Source organism: Micromonospora sp. DT4 (genome assembly GCF_049841675.1).
In the GTDB taxonomy this organism is placed as follows: domain Bacteria; phylum Actinomycetota; class Actinomycetes; order Mycobacteriales; family Micromonosporaceae; genus Micromonospora.
This window is the reverse complement of the sequence record NZ_JBNCKT010000028.1, coordinates 22,201-43,445: the sequence shown is the minus strand read 5'-3', so window position 1 is coordinate 43,445 and position 21,245 is coordinate 22,201. Positions and strand designations below refer to the sequence as shown.

Annotated in this window: 28 protein-coding genes; 12 read left to right on the top strand and 16 right to left on the bottom strand. The window is 71.5% G+C overall.

Going from position 1 to position 21,245, the window contains the following annotated elements:
• Positions 1-3 precede the first annotated feature (3 nt).
• From ACLQ24_RS11390 to ACLQ24_RS11345, 10 genes are all read right to left on the bottom strand, one after another.
• Positions 4-618 carry a MarC family protein gene (locus tag ACLQ24_RS11390; RefSeq protein WP_425891023.1) on the bottom strand — a complete coding sequence of 205 codons (615 nt, stop codon included), beginning with the start codon at positions 616-618 and terminating at the stop codon, positions 4-6.
• Positions 619-659: 41 nt separating this feature from the next.
• Positions 660-1,532 (bottom strand): PHP domain-containing protein, encoded by an 873-nt coding sequence (locus tag ACLQ24_RS11385; RefSeq protein WP_425891021.1) that lies wholly within the window; start codon positions 1,530-1,532, stop codon positions 660-662.
• A 105-nt stretch (positions 1,533-1,637) separates the two neighbouring features.
• On the bottom strand, positions 1,638-2,837 hold the full coding sequence (locus ACLQ24_RS11380; RefSeq protein ID WP_425891019.1) for a hypothetical protein: 1,200 nt from the start codon (positions 2,835-2,837) through the stop codon (positions 1,638-1,640).
• 56 nt (positions 2,838-2,893) lie between these two features.
• Positions 2,894-3,715, bottom strand: a complete 822-nt coding sequence (locus ACLQ24_RS11375) for a SigE family RNA polymerase sigma factor (protein WP_425891017.1) — start codon at positions 3,713-3,715, stop codon at positions 2,894-2,896.
• 103 nt (positions 3,716-3,818) lie between these two features.
• Complete coding sequence (locus ACLQ24_RS11370) at positions 3,819-4,694, bottom strand: PH domain-containing protein (protein WP_425891016.1); 876 nt, start codon at positions 4,692-4,694, stop codon at positions 3,819-3,821.
• A 6-nt stretch (positions 4,695-4,700) separates the two neighbouring features.
• Positions 4,701-4,859: a hypothetical protein gene (locus ACLQ24_RS11365; protein ID WP_007455302.1), complete on the bottom strand. Its 159-nt coding sequence runs from the start codon at positions 4,857-4,859 to the stop codon at positions 4,701-4,703.
• A gap of 116 nt (positions 4,860-4,975) precedes the next feature.
• A complete protein-coding gene (locus ACLQ24_RS11360; RefSeq protein WP_425891014.1) occupies positions 4,976-5,686 on the bottom strand; it encodes a DUF6758 family protein in 711 nt (236 codons plus the stop codon).
• A gap of 46 nt (positions 5,687-5,732) precedes the next feature.
• Complete coding sequence (locus ACLQ24_RS11355; RefSeq protein WP_425891043.1) at positions 5,733-6,356, bottom strand: TrmH family RNA methyltransferase; 624 nt, start codon at positions 6,354-6,356, stop codon at positions 5,733-5,735.
• A gap of 40 nt (positions 6,357-6,396) precedes the next feature.
• Complete coding sequence (locus tag ACLQ24_RS11350) at positions 6,397-6,921, bottom strand: hypothetical protein (RefSeq protein WP_425891012.1); 525 nt, start codon at positions 6,919-6,921, stop codon at positions 6,397-6,399.
• Between the two features lie 89 nt (positions 6,922-7,010).
• Positions 7,011-7,526 carry a MaoC family dehydratase gene (locus tag ACLQ24_RS11345; RefSeq protein ID WP_425891011.1) on the bottom strand — a complete coding sequence of 172 codons (516 nt, stop codon included), beginning with the start codon at positions 7,524-7,526 and terminating at the stop codon, positions 7,011-7,013.
• A 546-nt stretch (positions 7,527-8,072) separates the two neighbouring features.
• Here ACLQ24_RS11345 and trxA point away from each other — a divergent pair.
• The 3 genes from trxA (at position 8,073) to ACLQ24_RS11330 (ending at position 9,941) form a co-directional block, all read left to right on the top strand.
• Complete coding sequence (gene trxA, locus ACLQ24_RS11340; RefSeq protein WP_387127714.1) at positions 8,073-8,435, top strand: thioredoxin; 363 nt, start codon at positions 8,073-8,075, stop codon at positions 8,433-8,435.
• 154 nt (positions 8,436-8,589) lie between these two features.
• Complete coding sequence (locus ACLQ24_RS11335; protein WP_425891010.1) at positions 8,590-9,030, top strand: hypothetical protein; 441 nt, start codon at positions 8,590-8,592, stop codon at positions 9,028-9,030.
• Entirely contained in the window at positions 9,027-9,941 is a 915-nt protein-coding gene (locus ACLQ24_RS11330) for an MFS transporter permease (protein ID WP_425891009.1), read from the top strand. Before ACLQ24_RS11335 ends, ACLQ24_RS11330 begins: the two co-directional genes overlap by 4 nt.
• On the opposite strand, the gene ACLQ24_RS11325 is transcribed toward ACLQ24_RS11330, so the two are convergent.
• Positions 9,905-10,324, bottom strand: coding sequence for a thiol-disulfide oxidoreductase DCC family protein (locus tag ACLQ24_RS11325; RefSeq protein WP_425891007.1), 420 nt, complete (start codon positions 10,322-10,324; stop codon positions 9,905-9,907). The genes ACLQ24_RS11330 and ACLQ24_RS11325 overlap by 37 nt on opposite strands.
• A gap of 92 nt (positions 10,325-10,416) precedes the next feature.
• Here ACLQ24_RS11325 and ACLQ24_RS11320 point away from each other — a divergent pair, with 92 nt between their 5' ends.
• Together ACLQ24_RS11320 and ACLQ24_RS11315 are read left to right on the top strand one after the other, a co-directional pair.
• Positions 10,417-10,626, top strand: coding sequence for a hypothetical protein (locus ACLQ24_RS11320; protein ID WP_425891006.1), 210 nt, complete (start codon positions 10,417-10,419; stop codon positions 10,624-10,626).
• Between the two features lie 116 nt (positions 10,627-10,742).
• Complete coding sequence (locus tag ACLQ24_RS11315) at positions 10,743-11,150, top strand: CoA-binding protein (RefSeq protein ID WP_425891004.1); 408 nt, start codon at positions 10,743-10,745, stop codon at positions 11,148-11,150.
• Between the two features lie 24 nt (positions 11,151-11,174).
• On the opposite strand, the gene ACLQ24_RS11310 is transcribed toward ACLQ24_RS11315, so the two are convergent.
• Positions 11,175-12,371 (bottom strand): acyl-CoA dehydrogenase family protein, encoded by a 1,197-nt coding sequence (locus tag ACLQ24_RS11310; RefSeq protein ID WP_425891002.1) that lies wholly within the window; start codon positions 12,369-12,371, stop codon positions 11,175-11,177.
• 176 nt (positions 12,372-12,547) lie between these two features.
• On the opposite strand from ACLQ24_RS11310, the gene ACLQ24_RS11305 reads away from it, so the two are divergent.
• Entirely contained in the window at positions 12,548-13,084 is a 537-nt protein-coding gene (locus tag ACLQ24_RS11305) for a DUF4190 domain-containing protein (RefSeq protein WP_425891001.1), read from the top strand.
• Here ACLQ24_RS11305 and ACLQ24_RS11300 read toward each other — a convergent pair whose 3' ends face one another.
• A complete protein-coding gene (locus ACLQ24_RS11300) occupies positions 13,085-13,990 on the bottom strand; it encodes an SDR family NAD(P)-dependent oxidoreductase (protein ID WP_425891000.1) in 906 nt (301 codons plus the stop codon). It abuts the gene before it with no gap.
• Between the two features lie 117 nt (positions 13,991-14,107).
• Here ACLQ24_RS11300 and ACLQ24_RS11295 point away from each other — a divergent pair, with 117 nt between their 5' ends.
• Positions 14,108-14,665: a DUF4190 domain-containing protein gene (locus tag ACLQ24_RS11295; RefSeq protein WP_425890998.1), complete on the top strand. Its 558-nt coding sequence runs from the start codon at positions 14,108-14,110 to the stop codon at positions 14,663-14,665.
• A gap of 77 nt (positions 14,666-14,742) precedes the next feature.
• Here ACLQ24_RS11295 and ACLQ24_RS11290 read toward each other — a convergent pair whose 3' ends face one another.
• On the bottom strand, positions 14,743-15,699 hold the full coding sequence (locus ACLQ24_RS11290) for an HpcH/HpaI aldolase/citrate lyase family protein (RefSeq protein ID WP_425890996.1): 957 nt from the start codon (positions 15,697-15,699) through the stop codon (positions 14,743-14,745).
• Between the two features lie 124 nt (positions 15,700-15,823).
• On the opposite strand from ACLQ24_RS11290, the gene ACLQ24_RS11285 reads away from it, so the two are divergent.
• The 3 genes from ACLQ24_RS11285 to ACLQ24_RS11275 all read left to right on the top strand — a co-directional run bounded on the left by ACLQ24_RS11285 (position 15,824) and on the right by ACLQ24_RS11275 (position 17,882).
• Positions 15,824-16,648: an SDR family NAD(P)-dependent oxidoreductase gene (locus ACLQ24_RS11285; RefSeq protein ID WP_425891041.1), complete on the top strand. Its 825-nt coding sequence runs from the start codon at positions 15,824-15,826 to the stop codon at positions 16,646-16,648.
• A 10-nt stretch (positions 16,649-16,658) separates the two neighbouring features.
• Positions 16,659-16,934 carry a hypothetical protein gene (locus ACLQ24_RS11280; RefSeq protein ID WP_425890994.1) on the top strand — a complete coding sequence of 92 codons (276 nt, stop codon included), beginning with the start codon at positions 16,659-16,661 and terminating at the stop codon, positions 16,932-16,934.
• Between the two features lie 234 nt (positions 16,935-17,168).
• The gene (locus ACLQ24_RS11275; protein ID WP_425891039.1) at positions 17,169-17,882 is read left to right on the top strand and encodes an HAD family hydrolase; all 714 of its coding nucleotides are present in this window, start codon (positions 17,169-17,171) and stop codon (positions 17,880-17,882) included.
• 8 nt (positions 17,883-17,890) lie between these two features.
• On the opposite strand, the gene ACLQ24_RS11270 is transcribed toward ACLQ24_RS11275, so the two are convergent.
• Together ACLQ24_RS11270 and ACLQ24_RS11265 are read right to left on the bottom strand one after the other, a co-directional pair.
• On the bottom strand, positions 17,891-18,421 hold the full coding sequence (locus ACLQ24_RS11270; protein WP_425890992.1) for a hypothetical protein: 531 nt from the start codon (positions 18,419-18,421) through the stop codon (positions 17,891-17,893).
• Between the two features lie 12 nt (positions 18,422-18,433).
• Positions 18,434-19,309, bottom strand: a complete 876-nt coding sequence (locus ACLQ24_RS11265) for a PhzF family phenazine biosynthesis protein (RefSeq protein ID WP_425890990.1) — start codon at positions 19,307-19,309, stop codon at positions 18,434-18,436.
• A 33-nt stretch (positions 19,310-19,342) separates the two neighbouring features.
• Between ACLQ24_RS11265 and ACLQ24_RS11260 the strand changes: the two genes are divergently transcribed.
• Together ACLQ24_RS11260 and ACLQ24_RS11255 are read left to right on the top strand one after the other, a co-directional pair.
• Entirely contained in the window at positions 19,343-20,629 is a 1,287-nt protein-coding gene (locus ACLQ24_RS11260; RefSeq protein WP_425890989.1) for a magnesium transporter MgtE N-terminal domain-containing protein, read from the top strand.
• Positions 20,622-21,230 (top strand): DUF1003 domain-containing protein, encoded by a 609-nt coding sequence (locus tag ACLQ24_RS11255; RefSeq protein WP_425890988.1) that lies wholly within the window; start codon positions 20,622-20,624, stop codon positions 21,228-21,230. Before ACLQ24_RS11260 ends, ACLQ24_RS11255 begins: the two co-directional genes overlap by 8 nt.
• Positions 21,231-21,245: the final 15 nt, after the last annotated feature.

Below are 21,245 nucleotides of genomic sequence, written 5' to 3'. Positions count from 1 at the left end.
CGGTCAGGTCATGTTCACGTAGTGCGTGACGAAGGCGGCCACCGCGTCGGCGATGAGCTGGACGGCGATCGCGGCCAGGAGCAGGCCGGCGATCCGGGTCAGCACCTCGATGCCACCGGGACGCAGGATCCTGACGATGCCGCCGGAGAAGCGCAGCACGATCCACACTGCGACCATGACGGCGAGGATCGCCGCGGCGATGGCGGTGAAGTCGCCGAACCCGTCGGCCTGCTGGACGAAGAGCATCGTCGCCACGATGGCACCCGGTCCGGCCAGCAACGGGGTGCCCAGCGGCACCAACGCGATGTTCGAGGTGACCTGCTGGCTGGGGTCGTCGGCCTTGCCGGTCAGCAGTTCCAGGGCGACGAGTACGAGCAGCAACCCACCGGCGGCCTGCAACGCGGGCAGGTCGACGTGCAGGTAGTCGAGCAGTGTCTGCCCGGCCACCGCGAAGATCACGATGACGCCGAGAGCCAGTGCGACGGCCTGCCAGGCTGCCCGGTTGCGGTCCCGCGCGGTCAGCGGCCCGGTCAGTGCCAGGAAGATCGGCATCATGCCCGGCGGGTCGGTGATCACCAGCAGGGTCACGAAAACTTCGCCGAACAGCTTCAGATCCACGTGATCAACCTAGCCGCGCCGTGGTGGGCGAAATACGCGGATCAGCCCGAAGCGACCTCGGTCACCCCGGCGGCGACGATCCGCTCGTACGCCTCGACGCCGGTGGTGAACGCGCCGAGCTGGACGGTCTTGTGGGTGCCGTGGAAGTCGGAGGAGCCGGTGACCAGCAGGTCCAGCTCGGCAGCGAGCGAGCGTACGTGCGCCCGCTCGGCGGGGCTGTGGTCCTCGTGGTCGGCTTCCAGCCCGACCAGCCCGGCGGCGGCCAGCTCGGCGATCAACTCGTCGGGTACGACCCGGCCGCGTCGGGTGGCACGGGGATGGGCGAAGACCGGTACGCCCCCGGCGGCCCGGACCAGCCGGACCGCGCGGAAGACGTCGATGTCCTCCTTCGGCAGCCGGTACCGCTCGCCGAGCCAGTCCGGGCCGAACGCCGCACGGGTGTCGGCGACCAGGCCGGCGCGGATCAGCGCCTGCGCGATGTGTGGGCGACCCACCGTCCCGCCGGCCGCGCCGGCGAGGATGTCCGGCCAGCTCACGTCGATGCCGTCGGCGCGCAGCAGCGCCACGATGCGCTCGCCGCGCTCCTCGCGGGCGGCCCGCACCCGGGCCAGCTCGGCTACCAGCTCCGGGTGTTCCGGGTCGAACAGGTAGGCCAGCAGGTGCAGTGGCGTCGCCGGCTGCGTGCCCTCCCAACGGCAGGACAGTTCGGCGCCCCGGATCAGGAGCAGTCCGGGCGGCAGCGCCCGGACTGCCGGCGCCCAGCCCGCGGTGGTGTCGTGGTCGGTGATGGCCAGCACGTCCAGGCCCGCCTCGGCGCCGGCACGGACCAGTTCGGCCGGGGTCAGCGTGCCATCGCTGGCGGTCGAGTGGGTGTGCAGGTCGATCCGGGGCGCGGAGCCGGTACGCGAGGTCACCTCCCGACGCTACCGAGCGGACCCGAAGCGGACTCGCGTAGGTCGAAGAGGTCCCGTACCGCCGCCGGCAAATCGGCCAGCCGGGGGAAGCGGGCCAGCGACGGATCAGGTGCCGTTGACGAGAACCGGACGGTCATCGGGCTGGAGGCCGGCCACGGGCACCGGCTCGGCCTGTTCGCCGGCACGTACCCGCTTGACGTCGACCCGGACCAGCCGACCGGAGCTGTCGAGGTAGGAGACGTCCGACTCGCCCGTCCAGGCGATCGCGCCGCTCACCGCCGGGCCGGCCGGTACGGCGTTCAGCGTCGTCCCGAGCTGCTGCAGGTCGACCAGGAGGGACCGGTCGGTCACGCCGACCTTTCCGTTGACCAGCAGCCACCGTGCGTCGTGGGACATCCCGCCGGCGCCGTCCGAGCTCAACTGCGTGCCGCAGGTGCGTACCGCTTTCAGAGCCCGCTTCGGATCGAGCAACGCCAGGCAGGTTCCGTCCGAGGAATTCCCGGCCACCTGACCGACCAGCCGCCCGTCGGGCAGCGCGCCATAGACGTTCAGGGTGTCCTGCTCGGGCACCGCCGTCAGCTTCTCCGCGCCGGGCCGCCACAGGGCGTGGCCCGGTCGGTCCGGGTCGAGCCGGACCAGCACGCTGTTGCCGACGAACCGGACGGGCTGCGCCCCGTCCGGGACCGGGATGCGCACCGTGCCGATGAGCTGGGTGCCGACGACTCCCGCCACGAACAGGTCCCCGCCGTCCCGCCAGGCGACCTGGGTGGCGTCGGGCGCGAGGACGATCTGGCCCGCGCCGGCCAGCAGGACCTGCACCAGGCCGTCGTCCTGGGCGACCCAGAGGGCGCGTCCGGCCGCGGTGGGCGCACCGACCACCAGGAGACCTCCGCCATCGGGCAGCCGGTGGGCGCGTTCGGCAGAGCCGATGCCGGGAAGCGGCAGCCGCTTGCCGTCGGCGTCGATCAGGGTGCCGGCGAGGATCAGGCCGGCGGGCGCTCCCGGCGGGGGCGGGGGCGGGGCGATGCTGACCGAGGCGAGCGGCCGAGCCGACAGATCCGGGTCGCCGATCACGACGATGGGCGGCCCCTGTCGGCCGGAGCCGTCGGCGAGCTGTGTCATGCCGGCGCCGATCAGCACGGCGGTGGCCACCCCGAGCGCGACGCCCGCTCCGGCACGCCGCCGCCGGATCCGGTTGGCACGACGGATGGCCTGACCGGCCAGGTCGGCGGTCAGTGGACGGGTGACGGCGACCTGGTGCGAGAGGGTCTCCCGCACCGCACCTTCGAGCTGGTCACGTCGCACCTGGTTAGGACGCTGCGGACCGCCCGTCAGGTTGTCGGGTCGCTGTGGAAATGCGCTCACTGCTGATCTCCGGGGCCGGTGCCGACAGGCACGGCCGCCGAAGCGGTGGGCAGTTCGACCGCCGGGGCGATCGGATGGGGCGCGGGCGGGCGGGGCGCAACCGGCCTGGGCTCGGCCCGAGCGGTGCTGGGACGCGGCGTCGCCGCGGAGAGGGACCCCGAAATCCCCGAAATCCCTCCGACCGAGCCGGACCGGGCAGCCCCGACACCCGGGCCGGATTGGGCAGCCCCGACACCGGGGCGGGGCCGGACAGCAGCCGCGCCCCGGCCGGGCCGGGGGTTAGCGGCCTTCTCGGCGGATCGGGGCGCAGCGGTGAGATCCGGGGTGTCGGTGCCCATACGCCGACGCAGGGTGGCCAGCGCCCGGGATGCCTGGCTCTTCACCGTCCCGGGCGAAATGTCGAGCAATGCGGCCGTCTGTGCTTCCGACATATCCTCGTAGTAGCGCAGGACGAGCACCGCCCGCTGCCGGCTGGGCAGCTCCTTGAGGTGCCGCCAGAGCACGTCCCGGTCGAGCTGCCGCTCGATCTCGTCGACGCCGGGGCGTTCGGGCAGCACCTCGGTGGGGCGCTCACCGTGCCAGCGCCGCCGCCACCAACTCGTCGAGGTGTTGACCATTACACGCCGGGCGTACGGCTCGACCGCCTCGATCCCGCCGAGCCGCTTCCAGGCGAGGTAGGTGTTCGTCAGCGCTGTCTGGAGCAGGTCCTCAGCTGTCGCCCAGTCGCCGGCGAGCAGATAGGCGGTGCGGAGCAGGGCGGCGGAGCGAGCCGCGACGAACTCGCGAAACTCCTCCTCCAACGGGTCCCTGCTCGCCACCACACACCTCCGCACCAAAACCGTCCTGGCAGAGTGCCACGTCAGAGGCGTTCCGGTCCCTGACGGAAGGTGCGCACTTGCTCCGATGTTCGGACGAAAACGTTCACGCCCCGTCGTCGGCCTTGGCCTCGTCGGCCTCCTTGCCCAACCGCGCCTCGACGGCCTGCGGCTCGTACATCTCTTCGACGACGCGTAGGTAGAGCTCGTTGGGGTTCGGCAGGTTCTTGATCTCCCGCAGTGCCTGCTCCTGGCCGGCGGACTCCAGCACGAAGGTGCCGTAGTTGAGCGCCCGACCCGTCGGCGTCTGCTCGTACTTCATGTCGGTGACCCGGACCAGCGGCATCATGGCGACCTTGCGGGTGACGATGCCGTTGACCACCATGACCCGCTTGTTGGTCAGGATGAACCGGTCATACCACCAGTCCGCGACCTTCCACGCCACCCAGCCCATGACGGCGAACCAGAGCAGCACCGCGATGGTCGTCAGCGCGCCGACGTTGTTGCCGGCGAGGAAGCCCGACAGGTAGCCGAGCACGAAGGTCGCCGCGATGCCGATCAGGAGCGGGTTGGTGAGGTGGATCCAGTGCCGCTTCCACTCGCCCCGGTAGCGCTCGGTGGGGAAGAGGTAGCGGGCGACCAGCGAGCTGGGCTCGTCCTCCAACGGAAGAACCCGTCGAGGTGTCGACCCCATGGCGTCGGCGCGCAGCCCCGCCAGCTCGTCCTCGGAGATCTGGGGTGGCTGGTTGGCGGCGTCGGGATCACGGAGCCAGGCCCGGCCGGACCGCCCTTCGCCGGCATAGCCGGGCCCGTCGCCGTAGCCGACGTCGTCCGACAGGGATGGCCCGTCGGACAGGCCGGGGCCGGCACCGTAGCCCGGGCCGTCATCGGGCCCGATCCGCGGGATCGGCTCGGTGTCGCGCTCGCGACGTTCCCGGTCGGGGTCGTCCGGGTCGAAGGGTGGACCGGAGGGGCTGCCCATCGACGGCTAGGCGACGAGGCTGGTGAAGAAGTCGCCGAATCCCTGGGCAATGTCCATGATCCCTCCGCCCAGCGACTTGAACACATCAGCCGCAGAGTTCGGCCGATAGGCGACGAAGAAGATCAAGAATGCGATTCCGGCCCAGGTGAGGACCTTCTTGACCATGGCGGGCCATCCTCTCGCGCGGCGCCGGGTCCCATTACCGCAGCGGCACCCAGAGTATCAGTGTGATGTCGTACAGTGAATATCTGCGTCCGTTCTCCGTCAACCCGGAAGAGTTGTCAAGCTCTCCCGGACAGGTACGGAGACGGTGCGCCGTACACGAGTTCGGGCGGAGTCCACTCGGTCAGGTCGTGCAACACGACGTCTTCCGCGAGCAGGTGACCCGCACTCGCCGGCCAGGCTATCGCATGTAGCCACATTCCCCGAGCCTCGCCGGCGTACGCGCTTCGATCCGTCGGAGAATTCACCAACCACAGTGGAGTCGGATGCCCGCCGACCTTGATCCTGGCCTGCCCCACGTGCTCGGGATGCCCGGGGCCGGGGTCGGTCAGCGCGTCGACGAGTTCCGGCCCGGGGTCGGGGCCGGCCAGGCCGGCGAGTCGCGTGCCCAGGCCGACGCCCGGCTCCTCGGCGACGAAGATCAGGTCCGCCGGACCGTCGTCCAGCGGCGCCGGCCCCGCGCAGGCCACCGCCGTCGCCCGCACTCCGGTGCGATCGTCCCCGGCGTACGCCACGCCGGTGAGGGTCCAGCCCGGCGGCAGCGGCCACGGGCACCACAGTGGCGTCCCCGGTGGACCGGGAGCCGCGGCGATCCGCTCCACCACGCTCGCGACGATCTCCGCGCCGATGTGTTCGGGCACGTGCAGCGGCGGCACTGGTCCGCAGCGCAGGCACCTCGACTCGGTGTGCATCAGATCCGGCGCCCGTACCGGGCCCCCGCATCTCGGACAACTCACCGCGACACTCACATCCCCACCGTCACCCCGCATCGCCGGCACGTCAAGCCGGAACGCCGATCGCGTCGGTGGGCGATGGTCAGTCCGGGGGCGGACCGGCGTGCGTACGAATCCACGCGTGCATGGCGATGCCGCTGGCCACGCCGGCGTTGATGGACCTGGTGGAGCCGTACTGGGCGATGGAGTGGAGGCGGGTGCAGGCGGCACGCGCGGGCGCGGACAGGCCCGGCCCCTCCTGACCGAACAGCAGCACGCACTCGCGCGGCAGGACGGCGGTCTCGATCGGCCGGGAGCCCGGCAGGTTGTCGATGCCGAGCACGGGCAGCCGCCGCCCGGCCGCCCAGTCGACGAACTCCTCGATCGTCTCGTGGTGCCGGACGTGCTGGTAGCGGTCGGTCACCATCGCGCCGCGTCGGTTCCACCGCCGCCGACCGACGATGTGTACCTCGGCGGCGTTGAACGCGTTGGCGTTGCGGACCACCGTGCCGATGTTGAAGTCGTGCTGCCAGTTCTCGATGGCGACGTGGAAGCCGTGCCGACGGCGGTCCAGGTCGGCGACGATCGCCTCGTGTCGCCAGTAACGGTAGCGGTCGACGACGTTGCGCCGGTCGCCCTCGGCCAGCAACTGCGGGTCGTAGCGCGGGTCCTCGGGCAGGTCCCCCGGCCAGGGGCCCACACCCACCTCAAGCTGGTCGTCGGTCACGGTCATCAGAGAGTACGGCCACCCCGGCGCCCCCGCGATCTCAGCCCAGGCCGAGCGCGTCACCGAGCCGGTCCAGGAAGCGCCGGTCCGCAGGGCTGGCCGGACGTCCGTCGGGGCCGGGCACCGCCCGGCAGACGCGCGCCGCGACCGACTGCACCCACTGGCGGTACGCCGCCGAATCGGCCGGATCGGCGCGCCGACGCAGCACCCGGGCCGCCGCCCGACAGGCGGCCAGCAGGTCCACCAGATCGGTGAGCCGCGCGGCGGGAGCGGGCGCGCCGTCGTGGCGGGCGTAGATCGCGGCGACCACGGCACGGACCAGATCACTGTCGAACCCACGGCCGGCGGCCACCGCGTCCAGGCCGGCCAGGCCGGCCATCACCCCGCGCTCGGGGCGGCCGGCGCCGGGCGCGGCGGCGGCCACGAGCACCCGAGCGGGCAGACTGATGAGCAGATCCCACTCGGCGGTGGAGTAGACGGCGGTGGTCAAGGGTGCGGCGCGGCGGCCGGCAGAGGGCGGCTCTCCGGCGACGGAGTGGCTCATCGGAACCTCCGGCGTCAGCATAAGCCCCGAAACGGGAACAGGGCCGCCACCGGCAGAACCTGCTGCCCGATGGTGCCCTGTTCCGGCGGCGTCCGGCCCGCCGGGCGCGTTCAGCGCGGCGTGGGGAAGCTGGGCCGCTCCGGGTCCACCCCGTCCGGCGCGGCGCTGGCCGCGTACTCCTTCTTGGGGACCATGACCCGGCGGCGGAAGACGCAGACCATGGTCCCGTCCTGGTTGTAGCCCCGGGTCTGGACCGAGACCACGCCCCGGTCGGGCTTGGAGCCGGACTCCCGCTTGTCCAGCACCGTCGTCTCGCCGTAGATGGTGTCGCCGTGGAAGGTGGGCGCCACGTGCCGCAGCGACTCGACCTCCAGGTTGGCGATGGCCTTGCCGCTGACATCGGGCACCGACATGCCGAGCAGCAGGGAGTAGATGTAGTTGCCGACCACGACATTGCGCTTGAACTGGCTGGACGTCGCGGCGTAGTGCGCGTCCATGTGCAGCGGGTGGTGGTTCATGGTGAGCAGGCAGAAGAGGTGGTCGTCGTACTCGGTGACGGTCTTGCCCGGCCAGTGCCGGTAGACCGCTCCGACCTCGAACTCCTCGTAGTAGCGGCCAAACTGCATGCTGGTCCCCTTCGACGGGCGGCGATGGAGTTCGGCACAGCATGCCTTACCGGTGGTTAAGGCGACGGTCGGGGCGGGACCTCGGCGGAAAAGTCACACCGGTCACTCACCAGGGGGCAGACGCAATGAGCGGCGGGGCCCTCCCCGGCACCCGCCGCCCACGCTCTGATGTGAGGAATTCTGCCCTACGGTGCCGTAACTTCGACAGAGACCGCGGTCACGTTTACCTTTTTGTAACACTACCCTCCGTGATGATGGCGAGGTTGATCAGCGATCTCCGCAGGCCGGATACCCCCTTGTCAGGGCTCAAGTTACCGATTCGTAGCGCTCGATCGGGTGGATCTCCCTGGAAACGCTCCCATTACCGCAGGTCACGCAAGTGCGTCGTGCACTTGCGTTCCGCACGACGAGATGAACTGATGCGGCTCGATGGTCGCCGCAGCCCCGGCAGCACCGCGCACGTTTCGTGCACGACGACCCGGGAATTCGATCCGGTCAGCCCTGGTTCTACGGGACGCAGACAACCCGCGGTGATCGGAGATTGCAATGGCAACCGTTGAGCTGACCTCGGCGAACTTCGACGAGGTGACCGGCAGCGACGGCATTGTCCTGGTCGACTTCTGGGCCGACTGGTGTGGTCCGTGCAAGCGGTTCGCCCCGGTCTACGAGCGCTCCTCGGAGAAGCACCAGAACATCGTCTTCGGCAAGGTCGACACCGAGGCCCAGCAGGAGCTGGGCGCGAAGTTCGACATCCGGTCGATCCCGACGATCATGGCGATCCGCGACGGCGTCATCGTCTTCGCCCAGCCGGGCGCCCTTCCCGAGTCCGCCCTGGAGAACCTGATCGAGCAGGTCGAGGCGCTGGACATGGACGACGTCCGCAAGCAGCTGGCCGAGCACAACCACTGAGCCGTCCGCGCGACGGCACGCGAAGGCCGGACCCGGTGCGGGTCCGGCCTTTCGTCGTACCTCGGCATTTGTCCATGATCACCGACCTGGCCAGGCGGAACTGACCGTCGGAGGGACCCGAGACGGCCGGTAGACCCCGTATCGTCACGACCCGATGGAGACCCTGACCACCCGCGGGCGCGTGAGCCGGCTGGGCGCGACCGCCCTCGTTCTCGCCCTGCTGCTGCTCGGCACCTTCTGGGGCAGCGACGACGACTTCCCGTTCGGCCCGTTCCGGATGTACGCCACCTCGAACCCGCCGAACGCCCCCGCCCCGGACACCCGGGTGGAGGGGGTGAGCAGCACCGGAGCCGTGGTCGACCTCGACCAGGACGCGACCGGCATCCGCCGCGCCGAGATCGAGGGCCAGCAGGACCGGTACGCCGCCGACCCGACGCTGCTCGCCGAGGTCGCCGACGCGTACGCCGAACGCCATCCGGACGCCGCCGCGCTGGTCGAGGTACGCATCGTCATCCGCTGGCACGGCATCCGCGCGGGCCGGCCCACCGGGCAGCACACCGACGAGACCGTGGTCCGCTGGCAGGTCTCCCGATGACCCGCTGGCTGACCGAGGCGGTGCCACGCGGCCGGATCGCCGCGTTCCGGACCGTGATCTACCTCTTCGTCGCCGCCGACCTGGTGGTCTTCACCCCGTGGGTACGCACCAGAGCCAGCGTGCCCGGCGAGCTGTACCAGCCACTGCTGGTCGGCCGGCTGCTCCCGCTACCGACGCCGACGCCGACAGTGGTGGCGGTGATCTTCTGGGTGCTCCTGCTCGCCGCAGTGCTCGCCGCGTCCGGCCGGGCGCCCCGGCTGCTCGGCTGGACGGTCTGCGCCCTGTACCTCGAGTGGATGATCATCGCGATGAGCTACGGAAAGGTCGACCACGACCGGTTCGGCCTGCTCGTCGCGCTGGCCGTGCTGCCCACCGCCGGCCGGGCCCGCCACGGCGACACCACCCGCACGGAGGCCGGCGGCTGGGCCCTGCGCGTCACCCAGATCGCGGTGATCTGCACGTACTTCCTGGCCGCCTTCGCCAAGCTGCGCTTCGGCGGCCTGGACTGGCTGACCGGCTCGGTGCTGGCCCGGGCCATCATCCGACGCGGCACCGACCTGGCCGACCTCGTCGCGCAGGTGCCGTACCTGCTGATCGTCGCCCAGTTCGGCATCGTGGCCTTCGAACTGCTCAGCCCCGTGGTGTTCCTGCTGCCGGCCCGCTGGCGACTGGCCATGGTCGGCTTCTTCTACTCGTTCCACGTGGTGACCATCGCGACCATCACGATCTCGTTCGCACCACACCTGGCCGCGATGACCAGCTTCCTGCCCCTGGAACGGGTACGCCCGCTGGGGTGGGCACGCCGGCTCGCCGGCCGCGACCCGGTGGACGTCGACACGGCGTCCGCGCCACCTGCCCAGTCCAGCCCCGGCGATCAGGCCCCGGTGGTCGGGCGCCCAGCCGGGCCGTAGAGCCGTTCCCGCGCCTCCTGGGGGAGTGAACAGGCCGCCGTACCGCCCGGCAGGCGGTGCCGGTTACGGGCCACCCAGCGGTACACCGGCCAGGCCACGACGCGTACCGGCGGGAACCGCAGGCCCGCGCCGGCCACCCGCCACACCGGCCCACTGCCGGCGAGCAGCGTCGCGATGGCGTCCGGGCCGGCGGCGCGTACGCCGTCCGCCCCCACCCACTGCACGGCCTCCTCGCACTCGGTCACGGTGAGGCCGAGCGCGTCCAGGTCGGTGAACTGCCAGGGCACCACCCGCGCGCCGGTGGGGATTCGGCGGGCGATGAAATCAGCGCACTGCGTGCAGAACGCGCAGTCCCCGTCGTAGACGAAGGTCGACGTCTCCATGGCTCCATCCTCCCCCGCAGCAGCACCGGAACGGCCACCGGTGTACGGCGGGTCACTTGCGCGGACCTCGTACACGTGTTCGAATAGTGGCCATGCGCTGGGACAACCTCACCGCTCCCCCGGTTGAGGGAGACCCCGAGCGGGCAGCGCCAGCGACGCCACCCCTGCCGCTGGCGCTGCCCGGCGCCATCCTCCGCACCTTCGACACCCCCGAGTTCGCCGGGATGACGTTCCACGAGGTGCAGGCCAAGTCCATCCTCCCCGCTGGCCCCGAGCAGCCTTCCGGCTCGACGACTGACTGACAGCAGTGGATTGCCGGCCTCGGGTTCCGGGGCCGGCGATCCACGCCGTATCCCGCGCGCTTCGCGAACCGCGAACCGCGACCGGGGCTGCGGGCTGGCGGCGCTACAGTCGGCGGGTGCGTACCGCTCAGCAGATCCTCGCCGACTCCGCCGTGATCGCCGTCGTTGGCGCGTCCCGCGACCCGTTGAAGGCCGCACACCGCGTGCCGTTGCAGATGCAGCGGTACGGCTGGCGCATCATCCCGGTCAACCCGACCGTCGACGAACTCTTCGGCGAGCGGGCGTACGCGACGCTGGCGGACATCCCGCACCCGGTCGACCTGGTGGACGTGTTCCGGCCGGCCGCGGACGCCGTGCAGGTGGCCCGGGACGCGGCGGCGATCGGCGCGCCGGCGGTCTGGCTGCAACTGGGCATCGTCTCGGCCGAGGCGCGGCGGATCGCCGAGGAGGCCGGGATGGAGTACGTCGAGGACCGCTGCCTGATCATCGAACGCGCCGCCGGAGACCTGACCCGGCTCCGCTGATCCCCACCCCGCGATCTCGGAAGGTCAGAGCTTGTACTCCTTGAGCAGTCCTCGGCTGATGATGGTCTTCTGGATCTCCGAGGTGCCCTCGCCGATCAGCAGGAACGGGGCCTCTCGCATCAGCCGCTCGATCTCGTACTCCTTGGAGTAGCCGTAGCCGCCGTGGATGCGGAACGCCTCCTGGACGACCTCGGTGCAGTACTCGGAGGCGAGCAGCTTCGCCATCCCGGCCTCGACGTCGTTGCGCTGCCCGGCGTCCTTGAGACGGGCGGCGTTGACCATGAGGGCGTGCGCCGCCTCGATCTTCGTGCCCATCTCGGCGAGCTTGAAGGCGATCGCCTGGTGCCGGGCGAGTGGCTGCCCGAAGGTCTTGCGCTGCTGGGCGTAGCTGACCGCCAACTCGAAGGCGCGCAGGGAGATGCCGCAGGCGCGGGCGGCCACGTTGACCCGGCCGACCTCGATGCCGTCCATCATCTGGTAGAAGCCGCGGCCGACCTGGTCGGCGCCGCCGAGGATCGCGCTGTCGGGCACGGTCACGCCGTCGAGCACCATCTCGGTGGTCTCGACGCCCTTGTAGCCCATCTTCTCGATCCGGCCGGGGATGGTGAGGCCCGGGGCGGTCTCGCCGAAGCCCGGCTCCTTCTCGAGCAGGAACGTGCTCATGTTGCCGTAGACCGACTCGGCGCCGGTGTCGGTCTTGACCAGAGTGGCGACCACCGAGGAGTACGCCCCGTTGGTCAGCCACATCTTCTGCCCGTTGAGGACATAGGTGTCGCCGTCGCGGACCGCCCTGGACTTGATCGCCGAGACGTCGGAGCCGGTCTCCGGCTCGGACATCGAGAACGCGCCGCGCATCTCGCCCGTCGCCATCTTCGGCAGCAGGCGGGCCTTCTGTTCGGCAGAGCCGTGCTGGGAGATCAGGTAAGCCACGATGAAGTGGGTGTTGACGATGCCGGAGATCGACATCCAGCCTCGGGACAACTGCTCCACCACGAGGGCGTACGTGAGCAGCGACTCGCCGAGGCCGCCGTACTCCTCGTCGATGGTGAGGCCGAACAGCCCCATCTCGCGCATCCCGTCGAGGATGTCGGTGGGGTACTCGTCGGCGTGCTCGAGCCGCTGGGCGTGCGGGATGATCTCCTTGTCGGCGAACTCCCGGACGGTCTCCAGGATCGACCGCTGCACATCAGTGAGGCCGGGCGTCTGGGCGAGTCGGGCCATCTCAGCCTCCGGGGATCAGCGCACTACTCGTGGGTAACTAAACGCTCGGTCAGTATCGGCCCCACGGCCGACCAGGCCAAGGTGACCAGTCCACACAACCCTTGTGAAAAGGCTCACCGCTACGGGTACCGTCCGGCAAGGAGGACTTTTCCGGCACCGACAGGAGGAGGACAGCCGTGAGCTACCCGCCGCCGTCGGGCCCGCCGGGAGACGAGCCGCCACCGTCGCCGTACGAGCCACCCCGGGACCAGTCACCGTATGCGCCGCCGCCGGCCGGCCAGCCGCCGTACGCGCCGCCGCCGGACCAGTCGTCCTTCGGACCGCCGGAACGCTCGCCGTACGGGCCACCCGCCGACGACCCGTCGCCCTACGAGCAGCAGGGGCCGCACCAACCGGCGCACTGGAGCCAGCAGCCGCCGTACCCTCCGCAGGGCCCCTACGGCCAGTACGGCCCGCCGCCGTCCGGGCCCGGCCGGCCCACCAACATCCTGGCGATCCTCTCGCTGGTGTTCGCCTTCGTGTTTCCCCCGGCCGGCGCCGTCCTCGGCCACCTGGCCAAGCGGCAGATCCGCACCAGCGGCGAGGAGGGTGACCAGCTCGCCACGTGGGGCCTGATCCTCGGCTACGTGTTCACCGCCCTGACCCTGCTGGCTTGCTGCGGCTGGCTGGCGCTCGTCATCCTCGGGAACAACGGCGACAGCCGCGGCTACTGATCAGCGGAACCGGGCCTCGCGGACGCTGTTCCCGCCGTCCACCACGAGCATCTGGCCGGTGATGTACGACGCGGCCGGCGAGCAGAGGAAGCTGATGGCGGCGGCGACCTCGTCAGGGGTGCCCGGTCGCCCGACCGGGGTGCCCAGACCCTGCTTGATCTCGGCCATCGTGGATGCCGCCGTGTAGATGGTGCCCGGCGCGACCGCGTTCACGGTCACCCCGTCGGCGATCATCTCCATGGCCAGCGCGCGGGTCAGCCCGACGACACCGGCCTTCGCCGCGGCGTACGCGGCCTCGGTGGGCAGGGCGTTGACCGGCCCGGCGGTGGCCGCCAGGTTGACGATCCGCCCCCAGCCCCGCTCGGCCATCCCGCCGATGAACGCACGGCTGCACAGGAACGCGGTAGACAGGTTGCGGTCGATCTCGCCGCGCCACTCGTCGTAGGTCAACTGCGCGACCGGACGCAGTACCCCCTGACTGGCCCGACTCGCCAGACCGGCGTTGTTGACCAACACCTCGACGTCGCCCAACTGCTCGGCCACCGCGTCGGCCAGCGCGCCCACCTCGGACTCGTCCGTCAGGTCCGCGACGAACCCGGTCACGCCCAGCTCACCGGCCCGCTCGTGGATGCGCCGGGTAGTCGACACGATGGCCACCCGCGCGCCCAGGTCGGCGAGGCGGCGGGCGGTCGCGTACCCGATGCCGTCCGCGCTGCCCGCCCCCGTCACCAGGGCGACCCGACCGTCGAGCCGCATGGTCACCGGGTCCGCAAGCGCGACCGGCTCGTCGGTACCGGTCGCGCCGGCCGACGGGGCCACCCGACCGCGTCGGGCCACACCCGGACGGCTCACGTCCCGTCGCGGTCGGCTGCCGGAACGGTCCCCGGCACGCGCGTCAGTTGCCATGCCAGCGATCCTGCCCGTTACGACCGGCCCGGGCAACGCGGCACCCGGGAGTGGGGGCGTCGGGTTTGGTCACTCCTGGCTACTCTGACGGCGCACCCGAGCCGACGGAGATCACGCATGACCAATCCCCCGCCTCCCGGCGACTGGACCGACCCCACCTGGTCGGCTCAGCCGTCGAGCACACCGCCGGACCCGACCCTGGTGGCCGGTCAGCCGGTACCCGCCCAGCCCGGTCCCGTGGACCCGTACGCGCCGGTCGACCCGTACGCGGGCGCTCAGCCGCCACCCGGTGCGCCGGTGCCCGGTTACCCGCCGCCCGGTTACCCCGCGCCCGGTTACGCGCCGCCGGGTTACCCGCCGCCGGGTTACCCGCCGCAGTACCCCGGTTACGGCTACCCGCCGGCGGCGAAGACCAACGGGCTGGCCATCGCGTCGCTGGTGCTGGCTCTGGTCGGTCTCGCGTCCTGCGGCATCACCGCGCCGATCGGGGCGATCCTCGGCCACGTCGCGCAGAAGCAGATCCGGACCAACGGCGAGGACGGCGAGGGGTTGGCGAAGGCCGGCATCATCGTCGGCTGGATCGTCACCGCCCTGATGGTGCTGGGGATCGCCGCCTACGTCGCCGTGATCATCTTCGCGGTCACGACCGGCGCGAGCAGCGACAGCGGCTACTGAGGCGGGCGTGCTGGTGGGCGTACCGCCGAATGCTGGACCGAGTCGACGGCCGGCGGCGGTCGACCCGGGCCGGCCACTCACTCGGCCGGCGGGGTGAACGACGAGGTACGGCTCATGCCGGCGGCGCGGCCCTTGGCGGCGATCACCAACGCCATCTTGCGGGACGCCTCGTCGATCATCTCGTCGCCGAGCATCACCGCACCCAGCTTGCCGCCGGCCTCCGAAGTGTAGTGCTCGTACGCGTCGATGATCAGCTCGGCGTGGTCGTAGTCGGCCTGCGCCGGCTGGTAGACCTCGTTGGCGGCGTCGATCTGGCCCGGGTGCAGCACCCACTTGCCGTCGAAGCCCAGCGCCGCCGAACGCTTCGCCACCTCGCGGAACGCGTCGACGTCGCGGATCTGTAGGAACGGGCCGTCGATGGCCTGCTTGTCGTGCATGCGGGCGGCCATCAGGATCCGCATGAGAATGTAGTGGTACGGGTCGCCGGGATAGTCCGCAATCAGCCCGCCCACCACCAGCGACCTCATGTTGATCGACGCCATGAAGTCGGCCGGACCGAAGATGATGGTCTCGACGCGGGGCGAGGCAGCCGCGATGGCGTCCACGTCGACCAGACCGGCCGCGTTCTCGATCTGCGCCTCGATGCCGATCCGGCCGACCTCGAGGCCGATCGTCTTCTCGATCTGGGTGAGCGTCAGGTCCAGCCACTGCACCTGGGCGGCGGTCTGCACCTTCGGCAGCATGATGCAGTCCAGGTTCGCGCCGGCGCCCTCGACCACCTCGATGACGTCCCGGTACGTCCACGGGGTGGTCAGGTCGTTGACGCGTACGACCCGGGTCTTGCCGGCCCAGTCACCGTCGTTCAGGGCGGCCACGATGTTCTTGCGCGCGGCCGGCTTGGCCAGCGGCGCGACGGCGTCCTCCAGGTCGAGGAAGACCTGGTCGGCGGGGAGCCCCTGCGCCTTGCCGAGCATCTTGACACTGGAACCCGGCACGGCCAGGCACGATCGGCGGGGACGACCGACTGCGGCCATGGATGCGCTCCTTCCAGCGACCGGCGGGCACGCCGATGCCACCTGACTCCGAGAAAACTTAACAATCTCAAAGGGCGTGGTGACGTCACGGTAACCTCGCGCCATGACCGCGGTGAATGGACCTGTGGAAGATCTCACTGGGCGTCGGCTGGTGGTGGTGACGGGTGGCAGCTCCGGCATCGGGTTGGCCGCTGCGGTGACCTTCGCCTGTCGTGGCGACGAGGTGGTGCTCGTCGGGCGGGACCCGGCCCGGTTGCAGGCCGCAGCGGACCGCGTACGGGAGGCCTCAGGCGAACGCCCGGAGCTGTTCCGGGCCGACTTCGCGGTGCTCGACGACGTACGCGGACTGGCCGAGCGGCTGCGCGCCGCGTACGACCGGATCGACGTGCTGGCCAACAACGCGGGCGCCATCGCGCTCCAACCGCTGACCACCGTCGACGGCTTCGAGTTGTCGATCCAGGCCAACCACCTGGCCCCGTTCCTGCTCACCAACCTGCTGGCCGACCGGGTGGGCCGGATGGTGGTGACCGCCTCGGGAGCGCACCGCTTCGGCGCGCTCGATCCGGACGACCTCAACAAGCCGCTGCGCGCCTACCGTCCGATGGGCGCGTACGGCACCAGCAAGCAGGCCAACATCCTGTTCACCGCCGAGGCGACCCGGCGCTGGCCGGGCGTCCGGGCGTACAGCTTCCACCCCGGCATGGTGCGGACCCGGTTCGCCAACGACAGTCGACTGGTCGCCTTCGGCATGCGGTTCATGCCGTTCCGCAGCCCCGAGAAGGGCGCCGAGACGCTCGTCTGGCTGGCGAACCGGGACCCGGCCCGGCTCATCGACGGTGGCTACTACTACAACCGCCGGCCGCGTCGGCCGTACCGCAAGGCGGCGGACCCCCGGCTCGCGGCCCGGCTCTGGGAAGCCAGCGCCACGGCCGTCGGCATCGATGGGTAGCGTGGCCGCCATGCTGACGCTCGTCGCGATCGTCGAGTACGCCGCCCGGGCCGAGGCCGCCGGACAACGCTACGAGGACACCGTGCTGGCCCTGCTCGACCGGCACGGCGGCCGGCTGGAACGGCGGCTGCGCGGCACCGACGGGCGCAGCGAGGTACACGTGATCACGTTCGCGGCCCGCACCGGCTACGAGTCGTTCCTCGTCGACCCGGAGCGGGCCGCGCTGCGCGCCGACCTCGGCGACGCCGCCCCGACCACCCGGGTAATCGAGGCGCACGACGTCTGACGCCAGCTTTTCGCGATCTTGGACAGTTTCCGTTAGCTGCTAACGGAAACTGTCCAAGATTGCTTTCACGGCACGCGGCGTCAGGCATCCAGCAGCGGGTCCAGGGGCGGACGGTCGGAAGGTGGAGACACGAGGAGTAATCCTCACATACATGACGAAAAACACGGAGGGTCAGCGCTCCGTTAGCATCACGCGATCATGCCGGCGACCACGACCGCCCGGAGGCGTTCCCCCATGCCCAACTACCAGGCGGTGCTGTTCGACTTCTTCGGCACGCTGACCCGTTCGGTGCAGCGCGGCGCCGCGCACCTCGGCACCGCCGAACTGCTCGGCTGCCCCAGCGAGACCCTGAGCGAGGTGCTGAACCGCACCTACTACGAGCGCGCCTCCGGCCGACTCGGCGACGCGCAGACGACCATGCGGTGGGTGTGCGCGCAGGCGGGCGTACACCCGAGTGACCGTGCCCTGCGAGCGGCGGTGATGTCCCGGCACCGCGCGATCCGCGCGGACACCCGGTTGCGCACCGACGCGGTGCCCGTGCTCGCGGCGCTGCGCAAGCGCGGCGTCCGCACCGGCGTGATCAGCGACTGTACGCACGAACTGCCGGCCTTCCTGCCGCAGCTCCCCATCGCGCCCCTGCTCGACGTGCGGGTCTTCTCCGTGCAGGTCGGGCGCTGCAAGCCGGATGCGGCGCTCTACCTGACCGCGTGCCATCGGCTCGGGCTCGCGCCCGACGCCTGCCTGTACGTCGGTGACGGCGGCAGCCAGGAGTTGACCGGCGCCGAAGAGGCCGGCATGACCGCGGTCCGGCTGGCCGCGCCCGACCTGGCCGAGCACATGGTCTTCAACGCCGACCGGCTGTGGCGCGGCCCGACGCTCGGCACACTGCGTGAGGTGCTTACCCTCGTCGACACCGAGGTGGTGGGGGTCGGTGGCCGGGCGGGGTGACGCGCCGATCAGCGGCGGCGGACCCGGTGCAGGCGGAACGGCTTACGGGTGGCGCGCACCGCCGGAGTCTCCCGCGGCTGCTCGGCCTGCGCGTCGGACGGCAGGTCGGCCCCGGCCAGGGGCTCACCGGCCGGGGCGAGGCGGTTCAGGGCGCAACCCTCGGCGGCCCAGCGGGCCACCAGGTCGGCGGTCGGGCCGGGCGCGTTCAGGCGCTTGCCCGCCACCAGCGGCGCCGCGGTGTCCCAGGCCTCGGTGCCCGGTACCAGCCGGGTCACCCGGGCCGGCCAGGTGACGATCCGACCTCCGTGGTCGCCGCGCAGAGTGACCTGCGCCTCGGTCGCGTCGGCGAGGCCCGGCGCCGCCTGCTCACCCGGCCCGCTCACCACGAGGAGCGCCCCCTCCAACGGCGCGCACCAGAGCGCGAGCGCCGGCCCACCGGACACGCTGACCCAGGCCACGGCGGCCTTCTTCATCGCCTCGTCGACCAGCGGCGTGCCACCGGCGGCATCCTCGTCCGTCACACCCACATCCTCCCGCATCGACGGCGTCGTTCAGCCCACGAACGGCGGCACGACGATCTCACCCCGGGCCACCGGCATCACCTGGCCGGCGACGGTAGCGCCGACCGCCACGCCGTTCGCCGCGGTCACCGTGCAGGCCAGCGCGGACGGACGGCCCATCTCCACGCCCTGGCGCACCGCGTAGCGCGACAGCCCCTCCGCGGGCAGCAGGCCGCTGGCCACCAGCCAGACGCCCAGCCCGAGCGCCGCCGAACCGGTCGCCGGGTCCTCCGGGACACCGAGCCCCGGCACGAAGACCCGAGCGTGCGCGGTTTGCGTGGTGGCGTCCCAGGAGAAGACGCTGACGTGCGCCACCCCGTACCGTTCCGCTGCCGCCGGGTTCACCCGTGCCCGGCCCACCGCATCCGGGTGGACCGGCAGGTAGGGGAACTCCAGCCCACAGCCGGCCACCCGGGGAGCGGGCCCGTCACGGTCGTGGTCGTCCGCGACCAGCCCGGCGATCTCCAACAGCGGCTCCGGGTCCAGCTCAGGGCCGAGGGTCGGACCGCCCCCGGTGAGCGTCGCCCCGGACGCCGTCACCTCGACCGGCAGTACGCCGGCCCCGCACTCCTGGGTGACCTGCCCCACGGCGAACATGCCCCGCCGGCTCGCGGTGACCGCCGCGCCGACGCTCGGATGTCCGGCGAACGGCAACTCCTCGACCGGCGTGAAGATGCGGGCCCGGTAGGTGGCGCCCACCTGCGTCGGTGGCAGCACGAACACCGTCTCGGAGAGGTTGAACTCCCGCGCGAGCGCCTGCATCTGCTCGGTGGCCAGCGCCTCCGCGCCGAACACCACGGCCAGCGGGTTGCCGGCGAACGGGCGGTCGGTGAAGACGTCCACGATCTCGTAGGCCAAGGTCGACATGTTGATGAACACTAGGCGCTTAGGCTGGTGCCCGTGAGTACGCCGACCCGGGTCTACATCGCCCGCCTCGCCGGAGTCGCCGTCTTCGATCCGAACGGTGACCAGGTGGGACGGGTCCGTGACGCCGTGGCACGGCTGCGGGCGACCTCACGTCCGCCCGAGGTGGTGGGTCTGGTCGCCGAGATGCCGATGCGTCGGCGGATCTTCCTGTCCATCAACCGCATCACGTCGATCGACGCGGACGCGGTGGTGCTCGGCTCCGGCACGCTCAACCTGCGGCGCTTCGAGAAGCGCCCGAACGAGCTTTTGGTGCTTCAGGAACTGCTGGACCGGCGCGTACAGCTCGACCCGGGCGGCCAGCCCGGCGCGGTGGTGGACGTCGCCATGGAGTGCGCCCGCGGCGGCGAGTGGTCGCTGAGCCGAGTCGCGGTCCGCGAGCAGACCGGCCGGCTCAGCCGGCGGGGCCACCTCCACCAGGTCGAGTGGGACCGGGTGCGCGGGCTCAGCGGCATCGCCGACAACCGGGGTACGGCGAACCTGCTCGCCGTCCTGGAGGACATGCGCCCCGCCGACCTGGCCAACGCGCTACAGGACCTGCCCGACGCGCGGCGCAACGAGGTCGCGGCGGCGTTGAACGACGAGCGGCTGGCCGACGTGCTCAGCGAGCTGCCGGAGCACGACCAGGTGGAGATCCTCGCCGCGCTGGACCGCGAACGGGCTGCCGACGTGCTGGAGGAGATGGACCCGGACGACGCGGCGGACCTGCTCAACGAACTACCCCCACCGGAACAGGACGTCCTGCTGGACCTGATGGAGCCGGACGAGGCGGACCCGGTACGGCAGCTGCTCAAGTACACCCCGGGGACGGCGGGCAGCGTGATGACCTCGGAGCCGGTCATCCTGCCGCCGGACGCCACCGTCGCCGAGGCGCTGGCGCGCATCCGGGAGCCGCAGCTCTCTCCCGCCGTCGCCGCGCAGGTCTTCGTGACCCGGGCGCCACAGAACACCCCGACCGGCCGCTACCTGGGCATGGTGCACTTCCAGGCGTTGCTGCGCGAACCACCGGCCGACCTGCTCGGCAAGGTGGTGGTCAACGACATCGACCCGCTGCGTCCCACCACACCACTGCCGGAGATCACCCGCCGCATGGCCACCTACGACCTGGTCGCCATGCCGGTGATCGACCGCAACAGCCGGCTGGTCGGCGCCGTTACTGTCGACGACGTCCTGGACCACTCGCTGCCCCGGGACTGGCGCGACCGGGACGCCGTGGGCGCCCCGGGCACCTCCGACGCGGTGATGGACGGCGACGGTGGCTGAGCAGCGGCGGACAGAGCGGCTAGACCAGCCCCGCGAGCCCCGGGGCATCACACTCCCCCGGTTCGACGCGGAGGCGTTCGGCCGCTGGTCGGAGGGCATCGCCCGGGGCATGGGCACCGCGAACTTCATCGTCGTCATGACCGTGGTGATCGCGATCTGGTTCGGCTGGAACACCCTCGCCCCGGCCGACCTGCGCTTCGACCCGTACACCTTCACGTTCCTCACGCTGGTGCTGTCGTTGCAGGCCAGCTACGCCGCGCCGCTGATCCTGCTGGCCCAGAACCGGCAGGCCGACCGGGACCGGTTGGCGTTGGAGGAGGACCGGCGGCGGGCCACCGCCCAGAAGGCGGACACCGAGTACCTGGCACGGGAGATCGCCGCCCTGCGGATCGCGCTCGGCGAGGTGGCCACGCGTGACTTCCTCCGTTCCGAGCTGACCCGGCTGGCCGAGGAGCTGGACGAGGCGGGGCAGCGCCGGCAACGCCTGGAGCGCCGGCAGCAGGAGAAGGAGAGCCAGCGGTCGACCGACGGCCCCGGGCTGGACGAGCCGCGCGACGAGCTGGACGGCGACTACGCCCGCGACGCCCGGCCCGAGCGCTGACGACGGCTCATCGTT

Bases quoted from the DNA above. Each gene is read 5' to 3' on its own strand.
- ACLQ24_RS11370 (WP_425891016.1), bottom strand. From the start codon at position 4,694: ATGGGCAGCCCCTCCGGTCCACCCTTCGACCCGGACGACCCCGACCGG.
- ACLQ24_RS11365 (WP_007455302.1), bottom strand. From the start codon at position 4,859: ATGGTCAAGAAGGTCCTCACCTGGGCCGGAATCGCATTCTTGATCTTC.
- ACLQ24_RS11360 (WP_425891014.1), bottom strand. From the start codon at position 5,686: ATGCGGGGTGACGGTGGGGATGTGAGTGTCGCGGTGAGTTGTCCGAGA.
- ACLQ24_RS11350 (WP_425891012.1), bottom strand. From the start codon at position 6,921: ATGCTGACGCCGGAGGTTCCGATGAGCCACTCCGTCGCCGGAGAGCCG.
- ACLQ24_RS11345 (WP_425891011.1), bottom strand. From the start codon at position 7,526: ATGCAGTTTGGCCGCTACTACGAGGAGTTCGAGGTCGGAGCGGTCTAC.
- trxA (WP_387127714.1), top strand. From the start codon at position 8,073: ATGGCAACCGTTGAGCTGACCTCGGCGAACTTCGACGAGGTGACCGGC.
- ACLQ24_RS11335 (WP_425891010.1), top strand. From the start codon at position 8,590: ATGGAGACCCTGACCACCCGCGGGCGCGTGAGCCGGCTGGGCGCGACC.
- ACLQ24_RS11330 (WP_425891009.1), top strand. From the start codon at position 9,027: ATGACCCGCTGGCTGACCGAGGCGGTGCCACGCGGCCGGATCGCCGCG.
- ACLQ24_RS11325 (WP_425891007.1), bottom strand. From the start codon at position 10,324: ATGGAGACGTCGACCTTCGTCTACGACGGGGACTGCGCGTTCTGCACG.
- ACLQ24_RS11320 (WP_425891006.1), top strand. From the start codon at position 10,417: ATGCGCTGGGACAACCTCACCGCTCCCCCGGTTGAGGGAGACCCCGAG.
- ACLQ24_RS11310 (WP_425891002.1), bottom strand. From the start codon at position 12,371: ATGGCCCGACTCGCCCAGACGCCCGGCCTCACTGATGTGCAGCGGTCG.
- ACLQ24_RS11300 (WP_425891000.1), bottom strand. From the start codon at position 13,990: ATGGCAACTGACGCGCGTGCCGGGGACCGTTCCGGCAGCCGACCGCGA.
- ACLQ24_RS11295 (WP_425890998.1), top strand. From the start codon at position 14,108: ATGACCAATCCCCCGCCTCCCGGCGACTGGACCGACCCCACCTGGTCG.
- ACLQ24_RS11290 (WP_425890996.1), bottom strand. From the start codon at position 15,699: ATGGCCGCAGTCGGTCGTCCCCGCCGATCGTGCCTGGCCGTGCCGGGT.
- ACLQ24_RS11280 (WP_425890994.1), top strand. From the start codon at position 16,659: ATGCTGACGCTCGTCGCGATCGTCGAGTACGCCGCCCGGGCCGAGGCC.
- ACLQ24_RS11275 (WP_425891039.1), top strand. From the start codon at position 17,169: ATGCCCAACTACCAGGCGGTGCTGTTCGACTTCTTCGGCACGCTGACC.
- ACLQ24_RS11270 (WP_425890992.1), bottom strand. From the start codon at position 18,421: ATGCGGGAGGATGTGGGTGTGACGGACGAGGATGCCGCCGGTGGCACG.
- ACLQ24_RS11265 (WP_425890990.1), bottom strand. From the start codon at position 19,309: ATGTCGACCTTGGCCTACGAGATCGTGGACGTCTTCACCGACCGCCCG.